General features: G+C 70.0%; 21 protein-coding genes. 9 read left to right on the forward strand and 12 right to left on the reverse strand.

Translation table 11 applies throughout. The annotated features are described in order from the left end of the window. Window positions 1-21: 21 nt before the first annotated feature. Entirely contained in the window at window positions 22-1,593 is a 1,572-nt protein-coding gene (gene ffh / locus ACLQ2O_RS34675; RefSeq protein WP_425840474.1) for a signal recognition particle protein, read from the reverse strand. Window positions 1,594-1,852: 259 nt separating this feature from the next. On the opposite strand from ffh, the gene ACLQ2O_RS34680 reads away from it, so the two are divergent. The 6 genes from ACLQ2O_RS34680 (at window position 1,853) to ACLQ2O_RS34705 (ending at window position 6,091) form a co-directional block, all read left to right on the forward strand. Then, window positions 1,853-2,026, forward strand: a complete 174-nt coding sequence (locus ACLQ2O_RS34680; RefSeq protein WP_425840477.1) for a hypothetical protein — start codon at window positions 1,853-1,855, stop codon at window positions 2,024-2,026. After that, the gene (locus tag ACLQ2O_RS34685) at window positions 1,977-2,177 is read left to right on the forward strand and encodes a hypothetical protein (protein ID WP_425840479.1); all 201 of its coding nucleotides are present in this window, start codon (window positions 1,977-1,979) and stop codon (window positions 2,175-2,177) included. The genes ACLQ2O_RS34680 and ACLQ2O_RS34685 overlap by 50 nt, the downstream gene beginning before the upstream one ends. Before the next feature lie 3 nt (window positions 2,178-2,180). Next, the gene (locus tag ACLQ2O_RS34690; protein ID WP_425840482.1) at window positions 2,181-3,371 is read left to right on the forward strand and encodes a hypothetical protein; all 1,191 of its coding nucleotides are present in this window, start codon (window positions 2,181-2,183) and stop codon (window positions 3,369-3,371) included. Continuing rightward, window positions 3,314-3,745 carry a hypothetical protein gene (locus ACLQ2O_RS34695; RefSeq protein ID WP_425840485.1) on the forward strand — a complete coding sequence of 144 codons (432 nt, stop codon included), beginning with the start codon at window positions 3,314-3,316 and terminating at the stop codon, window positions 3,743-3,745. The genes ACLQ2O_RS34690 and ACLQ2O_RS34695 overlap by 58 nt, the downstream gene beginning before the upstream one ends. 100 nt (window positions 3,746-3,845) lie before the next feature. Then, complete coding sequence (locus ACLQ2O_RS34700) at window positions 3,846-5,081, forward strand: hypothetical protein (RefSeq protein WP_425840488.1); 1,236 nt, start codon at window positions 3,846-3,848, stop codon at window positions 5,079-5,081. 284 nt (window positions 5,082-5,365) lie between these two features. Further along, entirely contained in the window at window positions 5,366-6,091 is a 726-nt protein-coding gene (locus tag ACLQ2O_RS34705; protein WP_425840490.1) for an arginase family protein, read from the forward strand. Window positions 6,092-6,327: 236 nt separating this feature from the next. Here ACLQ2O_RS34705 and ACLQ2O_RS34710 read toward each other — a convergent pair whose 3' ends face one another. The 5 genes from ACLQ2O_RS34710 to ACLQ2O_RS34730 all read right to left on the reverse strand — a co-directional run bounded on the left by ACLQ2O_RS34710 (window position 6,328) and on the right by ACLQ2O_RS34730 (window position 12,120). Then, a complete protein-coding gene (locus ACLQ2O_RS34710) occupies window positions 6,328-6,834 on the reverse strand; it encodes a hypothetical protein (protein ID WP_425840493.1) in 507 nt (168 codons plus the stop codon). 84 nt (window positions 6,835-6,918) lie between these two features. Next, window positions 6,919-8,139 (reverse strand): DUF2332 domain-containing protein, encoded by a 1,221-nt coding sequence (locus tag ACLQ2O_RS34715; RefSeq protein WP_425840496.1) that lies wholly within the window; start codon window positions 8,137-8,139, stop codon window positions 6,919-6,921. Window positions 8,140-8,149: 10 nt separating this feature from the next. After that, window positions 8,150-10,420, reverse strand: a complete 2,271-nt coding sequence (locus tag ACLQ2O_RS34720; RefSeq protein ID WP_425840499.1) for a [protein-PII] uridylyltransferase — start codon at window positions 10,418-10,420, stop codon at window positions 8,150-8,152. Next, the gene (locus ACLQ2O_RS34725; RefSeq protein WP_184795999.1) at window positions 10,421-10,759 is read right to left on the reverse strand and encodes a P-II family nitrogen regulator; all 339 of its coding nucleotides are present in this window, start codon (window positions 10,757-10,759) and stop codon (window positions 10,421-10,423) included. Continuing rightward, complete coding sequence (locus ACLQ2O_RS34730; RefSeq protein WP_425840503.1) at window positions 10,756-12,120, reverse strand: ammonium transporter; 1,365 nt, start codon at window positions 12,118-12,120, stop codon at window positions 10,756-10,758. The genes ACLQ2O_RS34725 and ACLQ2O_RS34730 overlap by 4 nt, the downstream gene beginning before the upstream one ends. Before the next feature lie 252 nt (window positions 12,121-12,372). Between ACLQ2O_RS34730 and ACLQ2O_RS34735 the strand changes: the two genes are divergently transcribed. Further along, a complete protein-coding gene (locus ACLQ2O_RS34735; RefSeq protein ID WP_425840506.1) occupies window positions 12,373-12,969 on the forward strand; it encodes a TetR/AcrR family transcriptional regulator in 597 nt (198 codons plus the stop codon). 64 nt (window positions 12,970-13,033) lie between these two features. Here the strand turns inward: ACLQ2O_RS34735 and ACLQ2O_RS34740 are convergent, their stop codons facing one another. The 3 genes from ACLQ2O_RS34740 to ACLQ2O_RS34750 are packed head-to-tail and all read right to left on the reverse strand — an operon-like array spanning window position 13,034 to window position 15,689. Further along, window positions 13,034-14,272: a hypothetical protein gene (locus tag ACLQ2O_RS34740; protein ID WP_425840509.1), complete on the reverse strand. Its 1,239-nt coding sequence runs from the start codon at window positions 14,270-14,272 to the stop codon at window positions 13,034-13,036. Then, window positions 14,269-14,721, reverse strand: a complete 453-nt coding sequence (locus ACLQ2O_RS34745; RefSeq protein ID WP_425840512.1) for a sigma factor-like helix-turn-helix DNA-binding protein — start codon at window positions 14,719-14,721, stop codon at window positions 14,269-14,271. The genes ACLQ2O_RS34740 and ACLQ2O_RS34745 overlap by 4 nt, the downstream gene beginning before the upstream one ends. 26 nt (window positions 14,722-14,747) lie before the next feature. Then, entirely contained in the window at window positions 14,748-15,689 is a 942-nt protein-coding gene (locus ACLQ2O_RS34750; protein ID WP_425840514.1) for an NAD(P)/FAD-dependent oxidoreductase, read from the reverse strand. Window positions 15,690-15,768: 79 nt separating this feature from the next. On the opposite strand from ACLQ2O_RS34750, the gene ACLQ2O_RS34755 reads away from it, so the two are divergent. Then, window positions 15,769-16,347: an XRE family transcriptional regulator gene (locus ACLQ2O_RS34755; protein ID WP_425840517.1), complete on the forward strand. Its 579-nt coding sequence runs from the start codon at window positions 15,769-15,771 to the stop codon at window positions 16,345-16,347. A gap of 39 nt (window positions 16,348-16,386) precedes the next feature. Continuing rightward, window positions 16,387-17,358, forward strand: coding sequence for an asparaginase (locus ACLQ2O_RS34760; protein ID WP_425840520.1), 972 nt, complete (start codon window positions 16,387-16,389; stop codon window positions 17,356-17,358). Here the strand turns inward: ACLQ2O_RS34760 and ACLQ2O_RS34765 are convergent. The 3 genes from ACLQ2O_RS34765 to ftsY form a co-directional block, all read right to left on the reverse strand. Further along, on the reverse strand, window positions 17,330-18,532 hold the full coding sequence (locus tag ACLQ2O_RS34765) for an RNA polymerase sigma factor (RefSeq protein ID WP_425840523.1): 1,203 nt from the start codon (window positions 18,530-18,532) through the stop codon (window positions 17,330-17,332). The two genes, ACLQ2O_RS34760 and ACLQ2O_RS34765, sit on opposite strands and share 29 nt — an antisense overlap. A 17-nt stretch (window positions 18,533-18,549) precedes the next feature. Next, on the reverse strand, window positions 18,550-19,854 hold the full coding sequence (locus ACLQ2O_RS34770) for an NAD(P)/FAD-dependent oxidoreductase (RefSeq protein WP_425840526.1): 1,305 nt from the start codon (window positions 19,852-19,854) through the stop codon (window positions 18,550-18,552). Between the two features lie 65 nt (window positions 19,855-19,919). Beyond that, complete coding sequence (gene ftsY / locus ACLQ2O_RS34775; RefSeq protein ID WP_425840529.1) at window positions 19,920-21,092, reverse strand: signal recognition particle-docking protein FtsY; 1,173 nt, start codon at window positions 21,090-21,092, stop codon at window positions 19,920-19,922. Between the last annotated feature and the right edge of the window lie 18 nt (window positions 21,093-21,110).

The following is a 21,110-nucleotide window of genomic DNA, read 5'->3' on the forward strand; positions in this document are numbered from 1 at the left end:
CCCCGGCATCCTCCACCTGGACTACTTCTTGTCGTCGTCCCCGTCGATCAGGTTCTTGAACGCGTCCGGGAGCTCGAAGTTGCTGCTCCCGAGCTGGCCGCCGAAGGCTGCCGGCAGCTCGCCCGGCGCCGGCTCGGCGGGCTGGGCCGGACCCTTGGCGCGCTTGGCCGGGTTGCCCGAGCCGCGCTTGGGCTTGGCCTTCTTCGCCTGCTGCTTGCCCTTCTTGCCGCCGCCGCCCATCCCCGGCATGCCTGGCATCCCGGGCATTCCCGGCATGCCCTTGCCGCTGGCCATCGCGGACATCATCTTGCGGGCCTCGAAGAACCGCTCGACCAGGCCGCTGACGGTGGCGACCTCGGTGCCCGAGCCCTTCGCGATCCGGGCCCGGCGGGAGCCGTTGATGATGTGCGGGTCGGTGCGCTCGGCGGGCGTCATCGAGTGGATGACGGCCTCGATCCGGTCGATCTCGCGCTCGTCGAAGTTCTCCAGCTGGTCCTTGAACTGGGCCGCGCCGGGCAGCATCCCGAAGATCTTGGTCAGCGGGCCCATCTTGCGCACCGACTGCATCTGGGCGAGGAAGTCGTCCAGGGTGAACTCCTTGCCACCCTTCTTCTGCAGCTTGGCGGCGGTCTTGGCGGCCGCGTCGGCGTCGAAGGTCCGCTCGGCCTGCTCGATCAGGCTCATCACGTCGCCCATGCCGAGGATGCGCGACGCCATCCGGTCGGGGTGGAAGACGTCGAAGTCCTCGAGCTTCTCGCCGTTGCTGGCGAACATCACCTGGCGGCCGGTGACCTGCGCGATCGACAGCGCGGCACCACCGCGGGCGTCGCCGTCCAGCTTGGACAGCACCACCCCGTCGAACCCGACGCCGTCGAGGAAGGCCTGCGCGGTGTTCACCGCGTCCTGACCGATCATCGCGTCGACGACGAACAGGATCTCGTCCGGCGTGACCGCGTCGCGGATGTCCGCGGCCTGCTGCATCAGCTCGGCGTCGACACCCAGCCGGCCGGCCGTGTCGACGATCACGACGCTGTACTGCTTGGTCCGCGCCTCGTCCATCGCCTGCTTGGCGACCTGGACCGGGTCACCGACCCCGTTGCCCGGTTCCGGCGCGTACACCGGTACGCCGGCCCGGTCGCCCACCACCTGCAGCTGCGTCACCGCGTTCGGGCGCTGCAGGTCGGCCGCCACCAGCATCGGGGTCTGGTGCTTGACCTCCTTGAGCCACTTGGCGAGCTTGCCGGCCAGCGTCGTCTTACCGGCACCCTGCAGGCCCGCCAGCATGATCACCGTCGGCGGCCGCTTGGCCATCCGCAGCTCACGCGTCTCGCCACCGAGGATCTTGACCAGTTCCTCGTTGACGATCTTGATCACCTGCTGCGCCGGGTTCAGCCCCCCACGCACCTCGGCCCCACCGGCCCGCTCCTTGACCGCGGCGATGAACTCCTTCACCACCGGCAGGGCGACATCGGCCTCCAGCAACGCGATCCGGATCTCCCGGGCGGTCGCGTCGATGTCGGCGTCGGTCAGCTTGCCCTTGCCCCGCAAGTTCTTGAACGCACCAGAAAGCCGATCGGAAAGCGTGTCGAACACAGCAAAGTCCGTTTCTTCAGTCCAACCCAGACAACTCGACGAGTCTACCGGCCACCCCTACCACCCCGAACCTGTGGATAACTCCGACCCGCCCGCGGCCGCTCCGGATACCGTTGCTGCCAAGCCGGACGTCGTCGCGGGGAAAGATCGTGCCAGTGGACATCGAGCAGTTCACGACCGCCGTCTCGCGCGCTCGCGACCGCATTCGCACCGGCGCCGAGCCGGGCGACGTCGCCTCCGAGCAGCCAAGCTCCGTGCGTTGGTGCCCGCGGACGCGACCGAGCACGAGACGGTCTGGACGACCGAGCTGATCACCGGGCTGGCCGCGGCCCCGCCGACACCTCCGGAGCGCAGCGCGCTCTACCACGAAGCCGGCCGGATTCATGCCGAGGCGTTCCGGACCGACGGGACCGCCGACCGCGGCGCTCGATGACGCCCGTCGCCGGATCTTCGCGCTCGCGAACGACGCCGACGAGGACGAGACGGCAGAGATCCGCGCGATGACCAGGGCCCTCGACCACACCGAGGACCACCTCCGCGACCCGGTCTGGCCTTCGGAAGATCCGCCCGGCCAGGCCGACTGACCCATGCCCGACGGCGACCGCCTCGTCCCTCGCGACTCCGCCGTCCACCGAGAGTTCACCCGCCCCTATCAGGTCAGCCGTTCGCTGCGGGAAACGCCGGTCGATCGCTGGAACGGCGATCTGTACGCGACGTACCAGGCGCCGGACGAGGACCCGAGGTGGGGCAGGTTCGATCCGAAGACCGGCGCCCTGCACATGTCGGCGGACCTTGTTCTACGCCACCTGACCGGCTCGGTCGCCGAAACCGGGCGCCAGCGTCAATCCCAGGCACTCGCCACCGTGCTGCACGAGTCGACCCACACGGGGATGTTGACCGATGCACCGGGCGAGCCCAACGCTGTCCGCGACGACCGCTCCCTAGGTGTCATGGAAGGCGTCGCCGAGTACCGCGCCGTCTTCGACTTCGACAACTACGTGGGCGTGGCCGGCTATCACGGCCTGGTCCTCGCCCAACCGCAGTACCCCGGCCCCTTCGCGGCGATGGACGACCTGGTCGCTCAGGTGTCAGGCCCCAGCAAGGACCGCCAGACACTCTTCAAGGAACTCACCAGCGGCCCCGGCGCCATGCGCTTCGACCAGTTGGCCGACAGCGTCGTCCGCAACAGACTCGCCGACGTCGTCCCGAGCCGCCCGCAGGACCAGCAGGCGGTGAAGGCAGCACTCATCACCCGCCTCGCGAACCCACTCTGGCCAACCCTGCTGAAACGCCCAGCCGGATCCGGCCTGGCCCTCGTAGGCGAGATCCGCCAGCACCTCAACTCCGAGGTCGACAAGACCCGCCACCACTACGGACGCACACCTCAAACGCCGTACCCGTCCGACGCACCGAACCCGGCTGCAGTCGAGCTGTCCACGGGTGGAGATCGACCAGCTCAACCCGAGCGGGCCTCCCCCGGCCCCGTCGTCGAAATGCGCTTCCTCGATGCCCAGCCTCCCGCATCCAGAGCGACGTCGACCCGACCGTCCCTGGGGCAAGGAGTGCGCGGAGCCGGCGCGCCAGCAACATCGCGGACACAACGTCCGACCGAGCGTCGCTGGGACCAGGCGACCGACAAGTCTTGGCTGTGGATAACTCCCGCGCCGTTGAAGTCGATCCCGCTACCTTCATTTCGACGACCTCCACCGACGGAGCACCAGTGCCACTCGACATCGCAAAGTTCAACTCGGCGTACACGGAAGCGCGCTTTCAGGTAGAGGAGCATCAGGCTGATGTCGCGGCCGAGCAGGCCAAGCTCCGGGAGCTGATCCCGGGCGACACCGGTGCGGAGGACCGCGACTGGGCCGAGTACTTGGTTGCCTCCTTGGCCGAGCCGCCGGAGCCGCCCCGGCAGTGGAGTGCGCTCTACCACGAGGCAGGAGTGGTGGCCACCGCTGCGTACGAAGGTGGCGGCAGCGCCGAGGAGAGGATCGCGGCCATCCAGCAGGCACGCCGGGAGATCTTCGCGATCGCTGCCCGCGCGACCGAGGACGAGGCTCCGCACATCCAGGCGATGACACGTTCGCTCGAACACATCGAGAACGCGCTGCGCAACCCGAACTGGCCGGCAGATCCTCCCCGCGGCCACTGACTGACCGATGATTCCAGGCGCGACGCTCGTTCCGCGGTGGTCGCCGGTCTATCGCGAGTTCGAACGGTTGTACGGCCTGGCTCAGACCCTCCGGCCCACAGTGGCCAACCGGTGGAACGGCGATCTGTATGCCACCGAGGGCGACACCTGGGGTGGATTCAACCCGTCGACCGGCCGCATCGCCCTGTCACACCATCTGGTCCTACGGCATCTGAAAGGCTCGGGGCACGTCACCCACCCCGCGGAACAAGCGCAAGCGCTGGCGACGGTTCTGCACGAGGCGACCCACGCCCAGATGTGGACGGACGCCCCGGACCAGCCCAACGCCGTACGCTCCGAACACTCGCTGGGTGCGATGGAGGGCTTCGCCGAGGTTCGCGCGATGAAAGACTTCCGAGCCTTCGCTCGCCAGTGCGGGTACCCGGGACTGGATTTGCCGAGGCCGCACTATCCCGCCGCCTTCGCCGCCGTCGAGGATCTGCTGAAGCAAGCGTCCGGCCCACGAAAGACCTTCGCCGAGCTGATCACCGAAGGAACGCGCGGACCAGGCGTCATGCACTTCGATCAGTTGGCCGACGGGGTGTTGCGCAACCGGCTGCATGACGTCGTACCGGATCGGGCGGGGGATCGGCTGGCGGTTCGGGCCGCGTTGATCGAGACGATGATGCATCCGGCGTGGCCGGGGTTGAAGAACGTGAGGGACTCCGGCATCGGGCAGGCGGTCGCGGCGAACATCCGCGCGAAGCTCGACAGGAAGGTCGACCAGATCCGGCGGCACTACCGGGCGACGCCCGGGCGGGTGTTTCCGGCGGAGGGTGCCAACGCCGAGGTCGTGCGAGTTGCTGAGGGCAACAAGTTGGCGGCGTTGCCGGCGCCTAACGCGGATGATCGGGTCGAGAGGCCTGCGCGCGGTGGGGAGATGCCGTCGCAGGAGGGCACTCGGGCGAGCTATGGGATCGGCGATCTCGGGCCTAGTGGTCGGGTGGAGGCGGGTGGGGTCGGCGACGGGCAAGCATCGCGGGGCTTGGGCAGTTGTCCGGAGGTGCGCGGGGCGGAGGGCGGGAGGAACGAGCGCGGGGCGGAGGGAGAGAAGAACGAGAGGGAGGTGGAGGGCGAGGGAAAGCGGCGGGGGGCCGGTGGTGGGGAGGACGCCATGCGGGTCTTGGGCGGGCAGGCGCCTGCGGCCGGAGCCACGGGGTGGCGGCCGCGGTTGGGGCAGGGCGCGCGGGGAGCGGGGCGAGGTGGTCAGGCAGGGCAGCGGGTCGATGCGCCGGAGCGTTGGCAGCGGGTGAGTGACAGCGGGAGCGGGGCGGGGCGGACTGGGCGGGTGCCCTAGCGGGAGCGTTGGCCGGGGCGATCGGCGACGGCGGTAGGCGCGGGTGGATCGGCGGGTGGGATTGTGATCGACAGGGGTGGGTGGGGCGCCCAGGATTAACCGCTACTGGTTGAGCTAATGGTTAGGGGTGTTTGGTGGTCAAGCGGCGGGTTGTGGTGGATGGGCCTTCTAACTTGGGGTTGCGGCCGCCCAAGGACGGGACTGTGCCGGGCTGCTACAAGTTGGCAGGGGCGCTTCGGGATCTGGGGTTCTTGGGGCGGATCGGGGCTGTGGACGCTGGGTGTGTGACGCCGCCTCGGTACGACCGGGGGGACTGGAAGCCTGGGGACGGGGTTTTCAATGCGGCGGGGATCGCGGAGTACAGCTTGCGGGTTGCCGAGCGGGTGGGGCGGTTGGTTGATGAGGGCAACTTTGTCGTGCTGCTGGGTGGGGAGTGCAGCAATTTGCTCGGGCCTGCGGTGGCGTTGCGGCGGCGGGGGCGGTTCGGGGTGGTTTACCTGGATGGGCACTCGGACTTCAGGACGGTCGAGAACTCGCCGTACGTGGGGGCTGCTGGTGGGGAGGCCTTGGCGTTGGTGACCGGGCGGGGGCAGGCGGATCTGGCGGATCTTGAGGGGTTGTCGCCGTACGTGCGGGATGAGGATGCTGCGCTGCTGGGGATTCGGGAGGACGACGAGGATCTGGAGGAGCTGCGGTCGGTGGGGATCGCTACCTGGCGGGCGGGTGAGATCGATGGGGAGGCGCCGGGGAAGGTGCTGGAGCGGATGGAGGCGCTCGACGGGTTCTGGGTGCATCTGGATGTGGACATCCTCGACGCCTCGGTGATGCCGGCGGTGGACAGTCCGGATCCGGGTGGGATTCAGCATGAGCAGCTCAGGGAGCTGTTGAGGCCGCTGCTCGCGTCAGAGAAATGCGTGGGGATCGACATCGGGATCTTCGACCCGGATCTCGATCCGGACGGGAAGTACGCGGCCGAACTGACGGACACGCTCGTCGACGCTCTGACCTGAAGCTCTGACAGAGGAGAAGGCCCCACCCGGGCCGCCATGCGCGGGTGGGGCCGACAGTGGCGAGCCGAGAACTCGCTACTGCTCGGCCGGGGGCTGCAGCCACCTGACAGCTGCCACCGGCCGAGGACCGGTCGGCTGACCGACTGAGAAGAGGTCAGCCGGACCGGCGTCGGATCTTCAGCTACCAAGCCGATGGAGACCTAACGGAGAAGCCCTTGGTCTCATCGACCGCAGAGTCAGCTGAAGGAGACAGGGATGTACACATCGCCCGTGCGGTCGTTCGCAGCGAAGTGGTCTCGGCGGGAGACGATGGCGCAGGTGAGGTCGGGGTCGCTGCAGTCGAGGCCGTTGTTGACCTCGGCGACCCGGATCTGGGCGGTGAAGGTGCCGTTGGCCGCGATCGGGTACGACGCACTGCCGCCGAGTGGGCTGTTGGTGACCCAGGCGGACGGGCCGACGGTGGTGCCGCCCTGGCCGTCGCCGCCGGCGCACGGGCTCGGCTTGGTGCCGTAGCTGTAGTCGGACGGCACCGCGCACAGCGCGACGTAGTAGCCGTGGCTCGGGTTGTACCCGCTGCCGGTGACGGTGATCGTCTCGCCGGGCGCGGCCAGGCCGGTCGCGTTCGACGCGCTCAGGCTCTTGCCGAGGTTGCTCGCGCTGCCGGGCGCGGCGTGGGCGGGGTTGACCAGACCGGCGGCCAGCGCGGTAGCGGCGGCGAGGGTCAGGACGGTACGACGGATCATCTGGGCGGAATCCTCTCGTCTGAATTAGGTAAGCCTTACCTAACTAAGGCTCAGACTAAGAGTTCCTCACCTGGAAATCCAGCCTCACTCCCAGACCGCGGGCAGCCCGTGCGGCGCCGCGTGACCGAGAACACGCCGTACGCCGCCAGGCCAGGTCTGCAGCACGATCAAGAACTCGTACGGCGCATCGGGCGTGCGCCGCATCGGTTCGAGACAGAGCCGCGCCAGTGGGGTCGTCGCGGTCGCCCGCTCCCCCAGGCCCGCGATCGCCGCGTCGGCGACGATCCGGTCGTCGGCGGTCAGGTACTGCCACATCACCGAGTGCCAGACGACCGTGACGTGCCCCTCGGACAGCTCGAGGTTGCGCAGGAACGAGACGGCGTTCTCGCGACGAACGTCGGCCGGCACCACCCGGGCAACCCCCAGCGCGCCGCGCAACCGCTCCAGCCGGGAGAGCATGTCCGGCCACACGTACGACGTGAGCGTGAGCTCGCCGTCGAGCGTCAGCGGGTTGACCGGGTTGATGTCGCTGCCGACGCGCTCGGCGATGCGCAGGTCGGGCGCGGGGACCATCGGGCGGCCGGACCAGGCGTCGGTGAAGACGACCGGGCTGTCGGGGGCGCCGAAGACGAGAGCTTCGGCTGGAGCCTGCTCGGCTGCCGGACTGCTCGGGGTGGCGCCGACTTGGGAGGTCGTGAGGTCAACACCCGAGGTGGAGGGGTCGGCCTCGGAGGTCGCCCGGCCTACCGACGACGTGGTCGGCGCGTCCGGCGAGGAGGTAGGCCCGGACTGCGAAGTAGTCGGCGCGACCGGCGACCTGACCTCGTACCGAAAGCAGTCCGCGCGTAGGTTCAGCCCGCCCGATGCCCCGATCTCGAACAGCCGGACCGGCAGCGGGACGACCTCGTGGAGCCGCAGCAGCCCGCCGTACAGCGCAGTCGACCGGCCGACCTCGTTGGTCTGGGGCGGTTGGTCCAACAGGTTCTGGAGCTCGGCGCCGCGCGACTGCAGCACCTGCTCGAACGCCTCCCACCCGAGAACCGGGTCCCACTCACCGCCGGCGCTCGGGTAGAACACGGCGAGTTCCGGCGCTTCCCTGGCGAGTACGAGCCGGTGCACCGAACCCAGCAACCGCAGCGCGAGCGCCGACGGTCCCGGGTCCTGCTCGTGCCCGGCCAGCACGCGGGTGGTGACTCCACCGAGCTCGTAGTCATCCACGAGCCGGCGGAGCAGGTCGGCGTACAGCGGCGAGCCGAGCTCTTCACACGCGGTCGCCTGCAGCTGAAAGGCCTCTACGACATCCACACCGCAGACACTAAGAGGTCAGGCGATCCAAGACGGTCTTGGCCGTCACCCGCGCGTCCTCGTCCTCCAGCGGCGAGCCGTGGGAATCCGTCAGGTAGAACACGTCGACACACTCCGCCCCCAGCGTCCCCACGTGCGCCGACCGGATGTCCGCGCCGGTCGCAGCGATCGCCGCCGTGACGTCGTAGAGCAGCCCGGGCCGGTCGTGCGCCCTCACCTGCAGCACGGTCGCCGTCTCAGAGGCCTCCGGCAACAAATCGACACGGGCAGCCGGCCCCTTGCGAGCAGGGTCGCGCGCCGCCAGGCGCCGTACGAGGTCGCTGTTGTCGCGCAGGGCCACAGCCAGCCGGTCCCGCAACCGCACGGGGTCAGGCGCCGATCCAGCAACCGTCCACGACGAGATGCCGAGCCCTTCGACCGACGTGATCACCGCAGAGCGCACAGCAAGCCGCTCCACAGCCAGTACGGCGGCCACAGTCGACAGCGTCCCCACCTGGTCCGGCACAGCCACGTTGACCCGCAGATCCCCGTGGTGCTCCGACACCGTCACGCCCAGCCGTCCCACGCCGACCACCTGGTGCAGCTCCGGCGTCGGCAGCGGCGGAGTCTCGTTCCACAACCCCGCACCGCCCCCGGACAACTCACCACGCACCCGCCGAGCCAGCTCCCCCACCAGCCGCAAACGCCACGGCGACGAGGCTGCAGGCCCTGCGGCCCGCGCGTCGGCGTACGTCAACGCCTCCAGCAGGTCCAACGTCTCCGTGTCACCAACAATCCCCGCAACGAGGTCAACCGTCATCGGGTCGTCCAGATCCCGCCGGGTCGCCACCTGCGCGAGCATGAGGTGCTGCCGCACCAGCAGCGTGATCGTGTCGACCTCAGCCTCGCCAAAGCCCAGCCGACGCGCCACAACCGCGGCAATAGCAGCACCGGTCACGCTGTGGTCGCCCTCGACCGCCTTGCCCAGGTCATGGATCAGCGCAGCGACCAGCAGCAGGTCCGGACGCCGTACGTCGCGCACCATCGACGACGCCTCGACACAGGTCTCCAGCAGGTGCCGGTCGACCGTGTACCGGTGGACGGCCGACTGCGGCGGCCGGAAGCGCACGGTGTCCCACTCCGGCAACAGGCGAGAGATGTAGCCGGTCTGGTCCATCGTCTCCCAGACCTCGAGCAGTCCCGGCCCAGCACCGAGCAGCGCACAGAACAGCCGCCGGGCCTCCCCCGGCCAGGGCTCCGGCAGGTCAGCAGCAGTAGCCGTAAGCCGTGCAGCAACAGAAGGCGACAGCACCAGCTCCCTGTCAGCAGCAACCGCAGCAGCCCGCAGACCGAGTGCAGCGTCGCGCTCCGGCCGGGCATCCGGCATCAGCACGACCTCACCCTCGTGCTGCCCGACCCCCTCGTCCAGCGCAAGCAGCAACGGCCCACCAGTACGACGACGCCGCGAGCGAGGCGGCCTGGCCACCAGGCTCTCGATCCGCCGCCAGGACACGTCACACACGTGCGCCAGCGTCCGGCCGGTCGAGTACACGTGCCGCAGCAGCGCGTCGCGGTCCGGCAGGCCAAGCCCAGCAGCGACATCGCCCGTCACGTCAGCAACCAGCCGGTCGGTTCCCCGCCCAGCAACAGCATGCAGCTCATCCCGTACGTCGAGCAGATCCTGCCGGGCCCGCTCCACCACCGGATGCGGTACGTCGACCAGCCACGACGCCACCAGCGCACGCAGCACCACAGCGTCCCGCAGCCCGCCGTACGCCTCCTTCAGGTCCGGCTCGGCCAGGTGCGCAAGCTCCCCGACCGTCCCAGCCCGATCCCGGCACGCCTGAGCCAAAGCAGGTAAGCGATCACGAGCCGTACGACGCCAGTCCGCCATCAGCACGGACCGCAGCTGCAGTGTGAGGTGCGAGTCCCCGGCAACGTGCCGCGCGTCCAGCAGCCCCAGCGCCACACGTACATCGTCAGCAGCTGCCTGACGTGCTTCGTCCAACGTGCGCACACTGTGGTCCAGCTTGGTCCGCGAGTCCCACAGCGGGTACCAGATCTGTGCGGCGAGCTCGTCCACCCGTGGGTACCCCTCGACGTGCACGAGCATCACGTCGAGATCGCTGTACGGCGAAAGCTCCTCCCGGCCGTAGCCGCCGACGGCGACCAGCGCGACGCCCTCGGTGGGCTGTCCTTTTTTACTCAGGCCGAGGGCGTCGCAGGCTTTCGAGAGGAGCAGGTACAGCAGCGCGTCGGCCTCCTCGGCCCGTGCGCGCCGCTGTGCTGCCCGGTCCACCATCTACAGCGCGTCTCCGTCGACCTCGCCGGTGCGGACCCGGACGATCGTCTCGACCGGGGTCACCCAGACCTTGCCGTCGCCGATCTTGCCGGTCTGCGCGGCCTTGACGATCACGTCCAGTACGTCGGAGGCGTCACCGTCCTCGATGACGACCTCGAGCCGGACCTTCGGGACCAGGTCCACCTCGTACTCGGCGCCGCGGTAGACCTCGGTGTGGCCCTTCTGCCGGCCGTAGCCGCTGGCCTCGGTGACCGTCATGCCGGTCACCCCGAAGGTCTCGAGCGCCGTCCGGACGTCCTCCAGCTTGTGCGGCTTGACCACCGCGGTGATCAGCTTCATGCGTTCGCACCTTCCTTCTCAGAAGAGTCCTTCTTCTCCGGAGTGTCCTGCACCTCGGCCGGTGCCGGGGTGCGCACCACCGTGGCCGGTCCGCGCAGACCGGAGCCCGCGGCCAGGAAGTCGTACGCCGACTCGGCGTGCTCCAGCTGGTCGATGCCGGTGACCTCGTCGTCCTCCTTGATCCGGAAGCCGATCGTCAGGTCGATCAGCTTGGCCAGGACGAAGGCGACCACGAAGGAGTAGACCCCGACGATCAGGTTCGCCAGCGCCTGCCGGCCGAGCTGCCCCGCACCGCCACCGTAGAACAGGCCGTCGACCGCGGACGGCGCCGCGGCCGTGCCGAGGAAGCCGATCGCCAGCGAGCCGACGAGCCCGCCGACCAGGTGCACCCCGACGACGTCGAGCGAGTCGTCGAAGCCCAGCTTGTACTTCAGCGAGACCGCGAAGGCGCAGATGCCACCGGCAACGACACCGAGGATCAGCGAGCCGACCGGGGTGAGCGCGCCGCAGGCCGGGGTGATCGCGACCAGACCGGCGACCGCGCCGGAGGCCATGCCCAGCGTGGTGGCCTTGCCGTGCCGGATCCGCTCCACGATCAGCCAGCCGATCACCGCGGCCGCGGTGGCGCACTGGGTGTTCACGAAGGTGACGGCGGCCGTCGTACCGGCGGTCAGGGCGGAGCCGGCGTTGAAGCCGAACCAGCCGAACCACAGCAGGCCGGCGCCGAGCACGACCAGCGGCAGGCTGTGCGGCCGCATCGGGTCCTTGCGCCAGCCGACCCGCTTGCCCAGCACGATCGCCAGGGCCAGCGCGGCCGCACCGGCGTTCACGTGCACCGCCGTACCGCCGGCGAAGTCGATCGCCTTGATGCCGGTGCCGATGAAGCCTCCGCCGCCCTCGCCGTCGAGGTACCAGACCGAGTGCGCGACCGGGAAGTAGACCAGCGAGGTCCACAGCGCCACGAACACGATCCAGCCGCGGAACGACGCCCGGTCGGCGATCGCACCCGAGATCAGCGCCGGGGTGATGATCGCGAACATCAGCTGGAAGCCGACGTAGGCGAGCGTCGGGATGGTGCCGCTGACCGCGTCGGGCGCGATCAGTCCCTTCAGGCCGGCGACCGAGAAGTTGCCGATCACCCCACCGTTGTCACCACCGAAGGTGAGCGAGTAGCCGACCACCACCCACAGCACGGTGACGACCCCGATGGTGATGGCACTCATCATCATCATGTTCAGCACGCTCTTGACGCGCACCATGCCGCCGTAGAAGAAAGCCAGGCCCGGTGTCATCAAGAACACCAGGGCGGCACTGACCAAGACCCAGGCGGTATCGCCGGCGTTGATCTCCATCAACGTCATCCCTTCCATCGATCTGGGGTGGCCCGCGTCCTCATCGAGGAGTTCTCCACAACGCCGGGAAGCCCACGCAGCGCCACACCGCAAACGGTGTCGGCGCGCCGTTTCAGCCGATCGGTCCGGATGTTTCAGGCATGTGACAAAGCGGTCGGTCAGGTGACATCCAGGTGACAGCGGGTCATGTGTGGCACTCTGGCCTCACCACACGGCCCGCAGCCGCGCCACTGCGACCGTCCGAGCTGGGGAACACGACCGATGGGAACGAACAGCGGGGACAAACCACGCCGGGGCCGGCCACGGGACCCGGACGCCGAGCCGAGGATCCGGCGGTACGCCGTCCAGCTGCTGCTGGAGCGCGGCTTCGACGGCATGACCGTCGACGACGTCGCGGAGGCGGCGGGTGTCGGCAAAGCGACCATCTACCGGCGCTGGGCCAGCAAGGACCAGCTGGCCAACGACGCGCTGGCCGACCTGTTCGACGTCGAGATCCCGGACGCGGACACCGGTTCGATCGCGGGCGACCTGCGCCAGGTCTACCGCGACGCGCTGGCGTTCGTGAACACTCCCGAGGGAGTGGCCCTGGTCCGGCTCGCCGTCACCGAGATGAACCGCGACGAGCAGTTCGCGGTGTTCTACCGGGCCTTCCTGCAGCGCCGCGTCGACCAGGCCGAGGCGACGCTGACGCGCGCCCGGGCCCGCGGCGAGCGCGTCCGGGACAACGCCGACCCGGTGCTGATGGTGCAGTGGCTCGCCGGGGTCCTGATCGTCCGCGCGCTGACCGGGGAGCCGATGCCCGGCGTCGACGACACCGACCACCTGGTGCAGATGACGCTGCGCTGCATCGTCGAGTAGCCCGTACGCCGTTCCGCCTTGCAGGGAAGGCTTGCAGGGCAGGCTTGCAGGGCAGGGCGGCGGGTCAGCCGCGCAGTCCGGGGCCGATGGCAACGACCCCGACCTTCAGCTCGGCCACCCGGCGTACCTGGCCGGTCTCCAGGCTCCACGCGAGCATCCAGTCGGTCGCCCGGAACAGCACGGTGTCGCTGTCGTACCAGCCGAGCACGAAGCAGCAGCCGCGTTCCCGGACCGCGTCCGGCGTCTGCGGCCCGGTCGGTGGCGGTGTGGCCGGCGGGGTCTCCCCCAGCACCAGCAACCGGCTCGGCTGGCTGTCCACCGCCGAGACGGCGGCAACCACTTGCGGGCGTGAGGCAACCGTCTCCACCTGCGGCAGCTGGTCCGCCACGAACACCCGCGCTGCGACGTTCCCACTGGTGAACGTCTGGCCTGCCCAGCTCTGCACCGGCAGCTGCAGCGGGCTGTCCGCCGCCCAGCCGCGCAGTGTGGACCGCATCAGCACCACCTGCGCTGTCACCCCGTCCAGCCTGTACGGCGCGGTCGCCGCGTCCGGGTCAACGCTCGCCTGAACCCGGACGACCTCCTGGCCGGTGGCCGACACCCGGTAGGTGCTCCGCAGCCCGCTCACCAGCAGCCGCTCGCTGTCACCGAACCAGGCGACGCTGCGGACGTCCCGGTCGGGCAGCGGGATCCGCCGGACGGCCGCGCGGGTCGAGTCGACCACCACGACGGCCCCCGGTTGAGGGAAGGCCACCAGCCGGCCACTGGGAGCGACCGCACCGGTACTGAGAGGTGCACCTGTGGCTATCGGGACCAGATCGACGGCCGCCTCGGACCATTTCGCCGTACTCGCCAGGAGCAGCGGCCGGAAGTTGTCGCCGTTGCGCGAGAGCACCACCGCGGCGATCTGGTCGACCGGCTGCTCGGCCAGCGGCTCCGGGTTGTCCGGGTAGTCGAGCTCGCCGCCCAACGGAGTGACCATCCGGTTGAGCCACGCCTCGCTGCCGGCCCGCGGCGCCATCCAGAAGTCCATCCCGGCGATCTGCCCGGTCGGCGGCACGTATCCCGGCGGATGAGTCGGTACGTCGTCCGGTGCGTTCAGCCCGAACGACGGCCCTTTGACCGCCACCAGGACACCCGCCACAGCCACCACGAGTACGACGACCGCGGCCGCGATGACCTGCGTACGCCGCCTCTTGCGCCGGATCGCCCGGGCACCGGCCCAGGCGGAGTCGGCCAGGTCCGGCTCCGGCACGTCGTCGATCGCCTGCGCCAGCAGGGGTCTGACGTCCTCGCGCCTCATCGCCGGTCCGCCGGGTTCCGCCAGTCGCCCAGGCCCAGTCCGCTCCGGAACCGGGTCAGGGCGGTCTGGCCGTGCCCGTGGACCGCCGTGTGCGACAGGGTGAGCAGGTCGGCGATCTCGAACTCGGTCAGCTCCTCGAAGTGCAGCAGGACGAAGACGGCCCGCTGCACAGCCGTCAGCCCGGCCAGTGCCGCCAGGGTGGTGTCGCCGCTGGGTGGCGCGACCTTCACCCGGCGCCAGCGCGACAGGGCCGGCTGGTAGAGCAGGCGCTGGACGTACACGTCCGGGTCGTCCTGCCGTCCCCACACGAGCGCCAGACGGCTGAAGGCGTGCAGCAGTAGCACCTCAGCCCGCGCCTGGTCGCCGTAGACGAGGGTGGCGGTTCGGAGCCACCTGCCCTGCCGCGCATCGACGTACGAAGCGAAATCGGGGTCGATCGAGTCGCGCATCCACCCTCCCGCCCCTATTCAACTCCTCAACTACTGCGCGCGGCCACAGCCAATCGGGTGTCTTCTCCGACCAGATCGCCGTTGATCGCGGCTCCGGCCGAGAATCCGGCGGCCGCCGACGTGATCACCTGGCCCATCGGGTCGGTCACGTTGCCCGCGACCCACACGCCCGGGACGCTGGTCGTCCCACCCGGCCCGTCCTCGACAGCAGTCCCGACGGTGATCCCACGGACCTCCCGCTCGACCGCCTTGAGTCCCAGCTCGTCCAGGAAGTCAGCACGCGCCCGCAGGGTGGTCTGTACGGCCAGAGCCTGCCGCGGGATCACCCTGCCGCCCTCCAGCCGTACGCCGGTCAGCTGGTCGTCGGTGACCTCCACCTGCTCCACAACGCCTTGCACCACAGAGATCCCGCGCGCGGCCAGCTCCTCCCACTCCTGCTCAGTCGGCTCGGGACCGGTGTGCAGGAACAGTGTCACGTCGTCGCTGAGCTGCCGGAACATCATCGTCTGGTGCACAGCCATCGGTCCGGTCGCCAGTACGCCGATGGCCTGGTCCCGCACCTCCCAGCCGTGGCAGAACGGGCAGTGCAGCACGTCCCGCCCGAACCGCTCCGCCAGCCCCGGTACGTCGGGCAGCTGGTCGGTCAGGCCGGTAGTGACCAGCAGCCGCCGCGACTCGAACGTCCGGCCGTCGGCCGTCCCGACCACGAAGCCCTCAGGCAAAGCCCGGGCGGATGTCACCGTGCCGGTGAGCACCTCTCCGCCGTACCCGGTCACCTCCTGGCGGCCGAGCCCGGTCAGCTCCAGCGGCGGGATGCCGTCGCGGGTCAGGTAGTTGTGCACCCCGTCGGCCGGGGCGTTGCGCGGGTCGCCCTGGTCGATCACCAGCACCGACCGGCGGGACCGGACCAGCGGCAGTGCCCCGCTCAGCCCCGCCACTCCGCCGCCGATCACGATCACGTCGTACATGTCCCTCTCCTTCGGTAGGTCTGATCACAGCATCCGCAGGATTGTCGAAAATGACAAAGATCTTTGCCAAGATGGCAACATGAGCGATTTCGACGACGTCCTCGAGGCGGTCGGCCCCCGGCTGCGCAGGCTGCGCCAGGAGCGCGGAACCACGCTGACCGACCTCGCGACCTCCACCGGCATCTCGATCAGCACCCTGTCCCGGCTGGAGTCCGGCCAGCGGCGCCCGACCCTGGAGCTGCTGCTGCCGCTGGCCCGCGCGCACCAGGTCCAGCTGGACGAGCTGGTGGACGCACCGCCGACCGGCGACCCGCGCATCCATCCCAAGCCGTACAAGCGCAACCGCGGCGCGACAGTGATCCCGTTGAGCCGGCGGCCCGGCGGGCTGCAGGCGTTCAAGCAGATCGCGCCGGCCGGCTGGCCGGGCGGAGACGTCGACCAGCAGACCCACGAGGGCTACGACTGGGTCTACGTGCTGTCCGGCCAGCTCCGCCTGGTGCTGGACGACCAGGACTTCATCCTCAAGGAGGGTGAGGTCGCGGAGTTCGACACCCGCGTCCCGCACTGGTTCGCCAACCCGGGCCCGGGCGCCGTCGAGATGCTCTGCCTGTTCGGCCCGCAGGGAGAGCGACTGCACGTCCGCGCCAAGTCACAGTAGGCTTCGGCCGCTTGGTCGTACAGACGAGAGGATTTCCCCGTGAGCGTCGCGCTCTTCACCCTCGGCGGCACCATCTCCGTGACCGGCGGTTCGGACCGGTTGACCGGGGCCGAGCTGACCGCCGCGGTGCCGGGACTGGCCGGCCTGGGGTCGGTGCTGGAGGTGCAGGACGTCGAGGCCGTCCCCAGCGGAAACCTCACGCTGGCAACGATGCTGGACGTCGTCGACGCCGCGTCCAAGGCCGTCGGTGCCGGTGCGTCAGGTGTCGTCGTCACCCAGGGCACGGACACTCTGGAGGAGACCGCCTTCGTGGTCGACCAGGTGTGGCCGCACCCGCACCCGTTCGTGCTGACCGGTGCCATGCGCAACCCCACGCTGGCCGGTCCGGACGGCCCGGCCAACCTGCTGGCCGCGGCACGCGTCGCCTGCTCCCCTGCTGCCCGGGACCTCGGCGCACTCGTCGTGTTCAACGACCAGATCCACGCGGCCCGTTGGGTCCGCAAGACCCACAGCACGAGTACGGCGACCTTCGCCTCCCCCAACACCGGTCCGATCGGTCAGGTGGTCGAGGACCAGGTCCGCATCCTCACGAAGCCCGCCCGCCAGGACGGCGTACCGGGTCGCCCGGAAGCTGCTGACCTCGACGCCGCCCGCGTGGCGCTCTACACCGTCACGCTGGACGACGACGGTCTCCTGCTCGAGGGACTGGCCGACACCCACCAGGGACTCGTCGTCGCGGGCTACGGCGTCGGCCACGTCCCGTCCGCTCTCGCACCGGTGCTGGGAGCGCTGGCCGAGCGCATGCCCGTCGTACTGACGTCGCGGACCGGTGGCGGCTCGGTCCTGCGCAGCACGTACAAGGCAGCGGGCTCCGAGTCCGACCTGCTCGGCCGGGGACTCATCGACGGCGGCTTCCTCGACCCCTACAAGGCGCGGGTGCTGCTGAGGTTGCTGCTGGCAACAGGTGAGGGCCTGGACGAGATCACTGCGGCTTTCGCGCAGCACCACTGACAGCGGCGGCCTTCAGCGTCAGGTAGTCCCGTTCCGGCACGCTCGTCGTACGGCGGGCCGCTGCCCGGAAGTGCTCGGCAGCAACCTCGGTGTCACCCCGCATCTCCTGCAGGTGCCCCCGTACGGCGTCCAGCCGGTAGTGCCCGTCCAGCGGCTTGTCGAGCGGCTCCAGCATCGTCAGCCCGGCCTCGGGCCCATCGACCATCGCCGCTGCGATCGCCCGATTGAGCGTGACCATCGGGTTGCCGGACAGCTGCTCCAGCAGCCCGTACAGCGCGAGCACCTGCGGCCAGTCGGTGTCCTCGGGCTTGTCCACCTCGTCGTGCAGGGCAGCGATCGCCGCCTGCAGCTGGTACTCCCCCAGCGGCGGCCGGCCGAACGCGTCGATCGCCAGCGCGAGTCCCTCGGTGATGAGCTCCTTGTCCCACAGCGAGCGGTCCTGCTCGGCCAGTGGGATCAGCTCGCCGGACGCTCCGGCCCGCGCGGCCCGGCGGGCGTCGGTCAGCAGCATCAGAGCGAGCAGGCCGGTCACCTGGCCGTTGTCCGGCATCAGTGCGTGCGTCATGCGCGTCAGCCGGATCGCCTCCACCGCCAGGTCGCTGCGGTGCAGCTCGGGACCGCTGCTGGAGGTGTAGCCCTCGTTGAAGATCAGGTAGAGCACGTGCAGCACGTTGCGCAGCCGCTCGTCGTCCGGCTCCAGCTCGAAGGACGCACCCTTGATCTTCTGCTTGGCCCGGCTGATCCGCTGAGCCATCGTCGACTCGGGCACCAAGTAGGCCTGTGCGATCTCTGTCGTGGTCAGGCCGCCGACCGCGCGCAGGGTCAGCGCGATCGCCGACGCCGCCGTGAGGTCCGGGTGGCAGCACATGAACAGCAGCCGCAGGGTGTCGTCGGCCTCCTCCACGTCCTCAGCCGGTACGTCGCGCTGCGCGGCCAGCTCCTCGCGGCGCCGCCGGGCCTGCTCCTGCCGGATCTCGTCGATCACCTTCCGGTGCGCGGTCTGGATCAGCCAGGCCCGCGGGTTGTCCGGTACGCCGTCGCGCGGCCAGGTGCGGGCAGCGGCCAGCAACGCCTCCTGCACCGCGTCCTCAGCCGCGGCGAAGTCGCCGGTCCGTCGTACGACGGCACCGACCACCCGGGGCGTCAGGTCGCGCAGCAGGCTCTCCAGCTCCATGCCACGCAACCTATCGCCTACGGATGGCGGCGGACCCGCTCAGGACTCGCGGTCTCCAGCGGTACGTCGACAGCCGGGATCAGCCCGAGGTGGGTGGTCTGGCGGGACAGTGTCGCGTCGAACAGCCACTCGGTCGCCGTACGGATCCTGTTGCCCGGCATGGAGAGCAGGTGGTAGCCGCGGGTCACCGCCTTCGCCGGCAGACCGGCCAGCGGAATCTGCAGCGGGTCGGCGGCCGCGTCGGTGCCGCCGAGGTCCACCACGAAGCCCAGATCCTTGTGCACGTAGGGCTTGCGCTCACCCGTCCCGAACGATGCTGCCACGTTGTGCGCGGCCCGCCGCCCCTGCCGCTCGGCGTGCTGCGCGGTCATCGGCGTGACCTCGCCAGGCCGCGTCAGATCCGGTACGGCGGCCGCGTCGCCGCAGGCGAAGACCTCCGGGTGGCCCGGCACGTTCAGGTACTCGTCGACGACCAGGCGGCCCTTCTCGGTCTTCAGGCCGAGCCCCTCGACCACCGGGTCCGGCCGGACGCCCACGCACCAGATCAGCGAGTTGGTCGCCACCTCGGACTGGTCGGTCAGCCGGACGCAGTCGTGCTTGGCCTCCTCGACCGACAGGCCCATCCGGACCTCGACACCGCGCTTGCGCAGCACCTTGTCCGCCGTACGGGACAGGCGCTTGTCCAGCTCGGGCAGCACCCGGTCGGCGATGTCCAGCAGCATCCAGCGCATCTGCTGGTCGCGCAGCCGGGGCCGGCGCTTCTTGAGCAGCTCGGTGAAGAGCACACCGTGCGCCGCGACCTCTGTCCCGGTGTAGCCGGCTCCGACCACGACGAACGTGCAGAGCGCGTCCCGTGCGTCCTGGTCGTCCGTGGCGTCGGCCAGCTCGATCTGCTGGATCAGGTGATCCCGCAGGAACACCGCCTCCGGGATGCCGCGGAAGCCATGGGCGTGCTCGGCGACCCCAGGGATCGGCAGCAGCTTGTTCACGCTGCCGGCGGCGATCACTAGCCGGTCGTAGTGCAGCGCACCGGCCTTGCCGCCCGGGTCCTCGTACGAGACGGTCCGCTCGTCCAGGTCGAGCCCGTCGACCTCGCCGAGCACCAGCTGGACCTCCGGCAACGCGTCCGCCAGCGAAACCGTCAGCCGGCGCGGCTCCAGGATGCCCGTCGCCACCTCGGGCAGCAGCGGGACGTAGAGGAAGTAGTCGGTCGGGTTGACCAGCACGATGTCGGCGCGGCCCCGGCTCACCCGGCACAGCGTCTTGGCAGCGTGGAACCCGGCGAACCCGGCTCCGACGATGACGATCCTCGGTCGGCTCATGCCTCTTGATACCAGATCCCGGGCAAGCCCAAACGGGATCAGCACGGACGAGCCGCAATCGTGAATCAGTCGAGCAGCGCGTCCACGAACTGCTCGGGGTCGAACGGCGCCAGGTCGTCGGCCCCTTCACCGAGCCCGACCAGCTTGACCGGTACGCCGAGCTCACGCTGCACCGCGATCACGATGCCGCCCTTGGCGGTCCCGTCCAGCTTGGTCAGCACCAGGCCGGTCACGGTGATCACCTCGGCGAACACCCGGGCCTGGGTCAGCCCGTTCTGCCCGGTGGTGGCGTCGATGACGAGCAGCACCTCGTCGACCTCGGCCGCCTTCTCGATCACCCGCTTGACCTTGCCCAGCTCGTCCATCAGCCCGGTCTTGGTGTGCAGCCGGCCGGCGGTGTCGATCAGTACGACATCCGCCTGCTCCTCGATCCCGCGCTTGACCGCGTCGAACGCGATGCTCGCCGGGTCGCCGCCCTCGGGGCCGCGCACGGTCGGAGCACCGACCCGCTCGCCCCAGGTCTGCAGCTGGTCCGCGGCGGCCGCGCGGAACGTGTCGGCCGCGCCGAGCAGGACCTTCTTGTCCTCGGCCACCAGCACCCGGGCCAGCCGGCCGACGGTGGTGGTCTTGCCGGTGCCGTTGACGCCGACCATCAGGACGACGGCGGGCTTGTCACCTTGGCGGTCCACGTTCAGCGACCGGTCCATCGACGGGTCGACCAGCGCGATCAGCTCCTCGCGCAGGATCGTGCGCGCCTTCTCACCGCCGACGCCCTCGACGCGGACCCGGGTCCGCAGCCGCTCGACCAGCTCCTGGGTCGGCGCGACCCCGACATCGGCCGTGATCAGCGTGGTCTCGATGTCCTCCCACGTCTCCTCGTCCAGCTTGTCGCGGGACAGCAGAGCGAGCAGGCCCTTGCCGAGCGAGCCCTGCGAGCGGGCCAGCCGGGCGCGCAGCCGGACCAGGCGGCCCTGCGCGGACTCCGGCTTCTCCAGCTCCGGCAGCGCGGTGTCCTCGAGCGTGCGCGTCGGCGTGTCCCGCGGCTCCTCGGCGTCCTCGCCGACGGTCGGCTCGGCCGTCTCGATCGGGGCCGGCGGAGTCGCGGCCGGCAGCTCACCGCCCCGGCGGTTCCGGGCCACGACGAGTCCGGCGGTACCGGCGATCAGGACGACGACCACCGCGATGATCGCGATCAGGGCGGCGTCGGCGAGCTGAGGGACAAGCTGAGGAGTCAACACGGTTCCCCATCTTGGCAG

This window comes from Kribbella sp. DT2, assembly GCF_049844575.1.
GTDB lineage: Bacteria > Actinomycetota > Actinomycetes > Propionibacteriales > Kribbellaceae > Kribbella.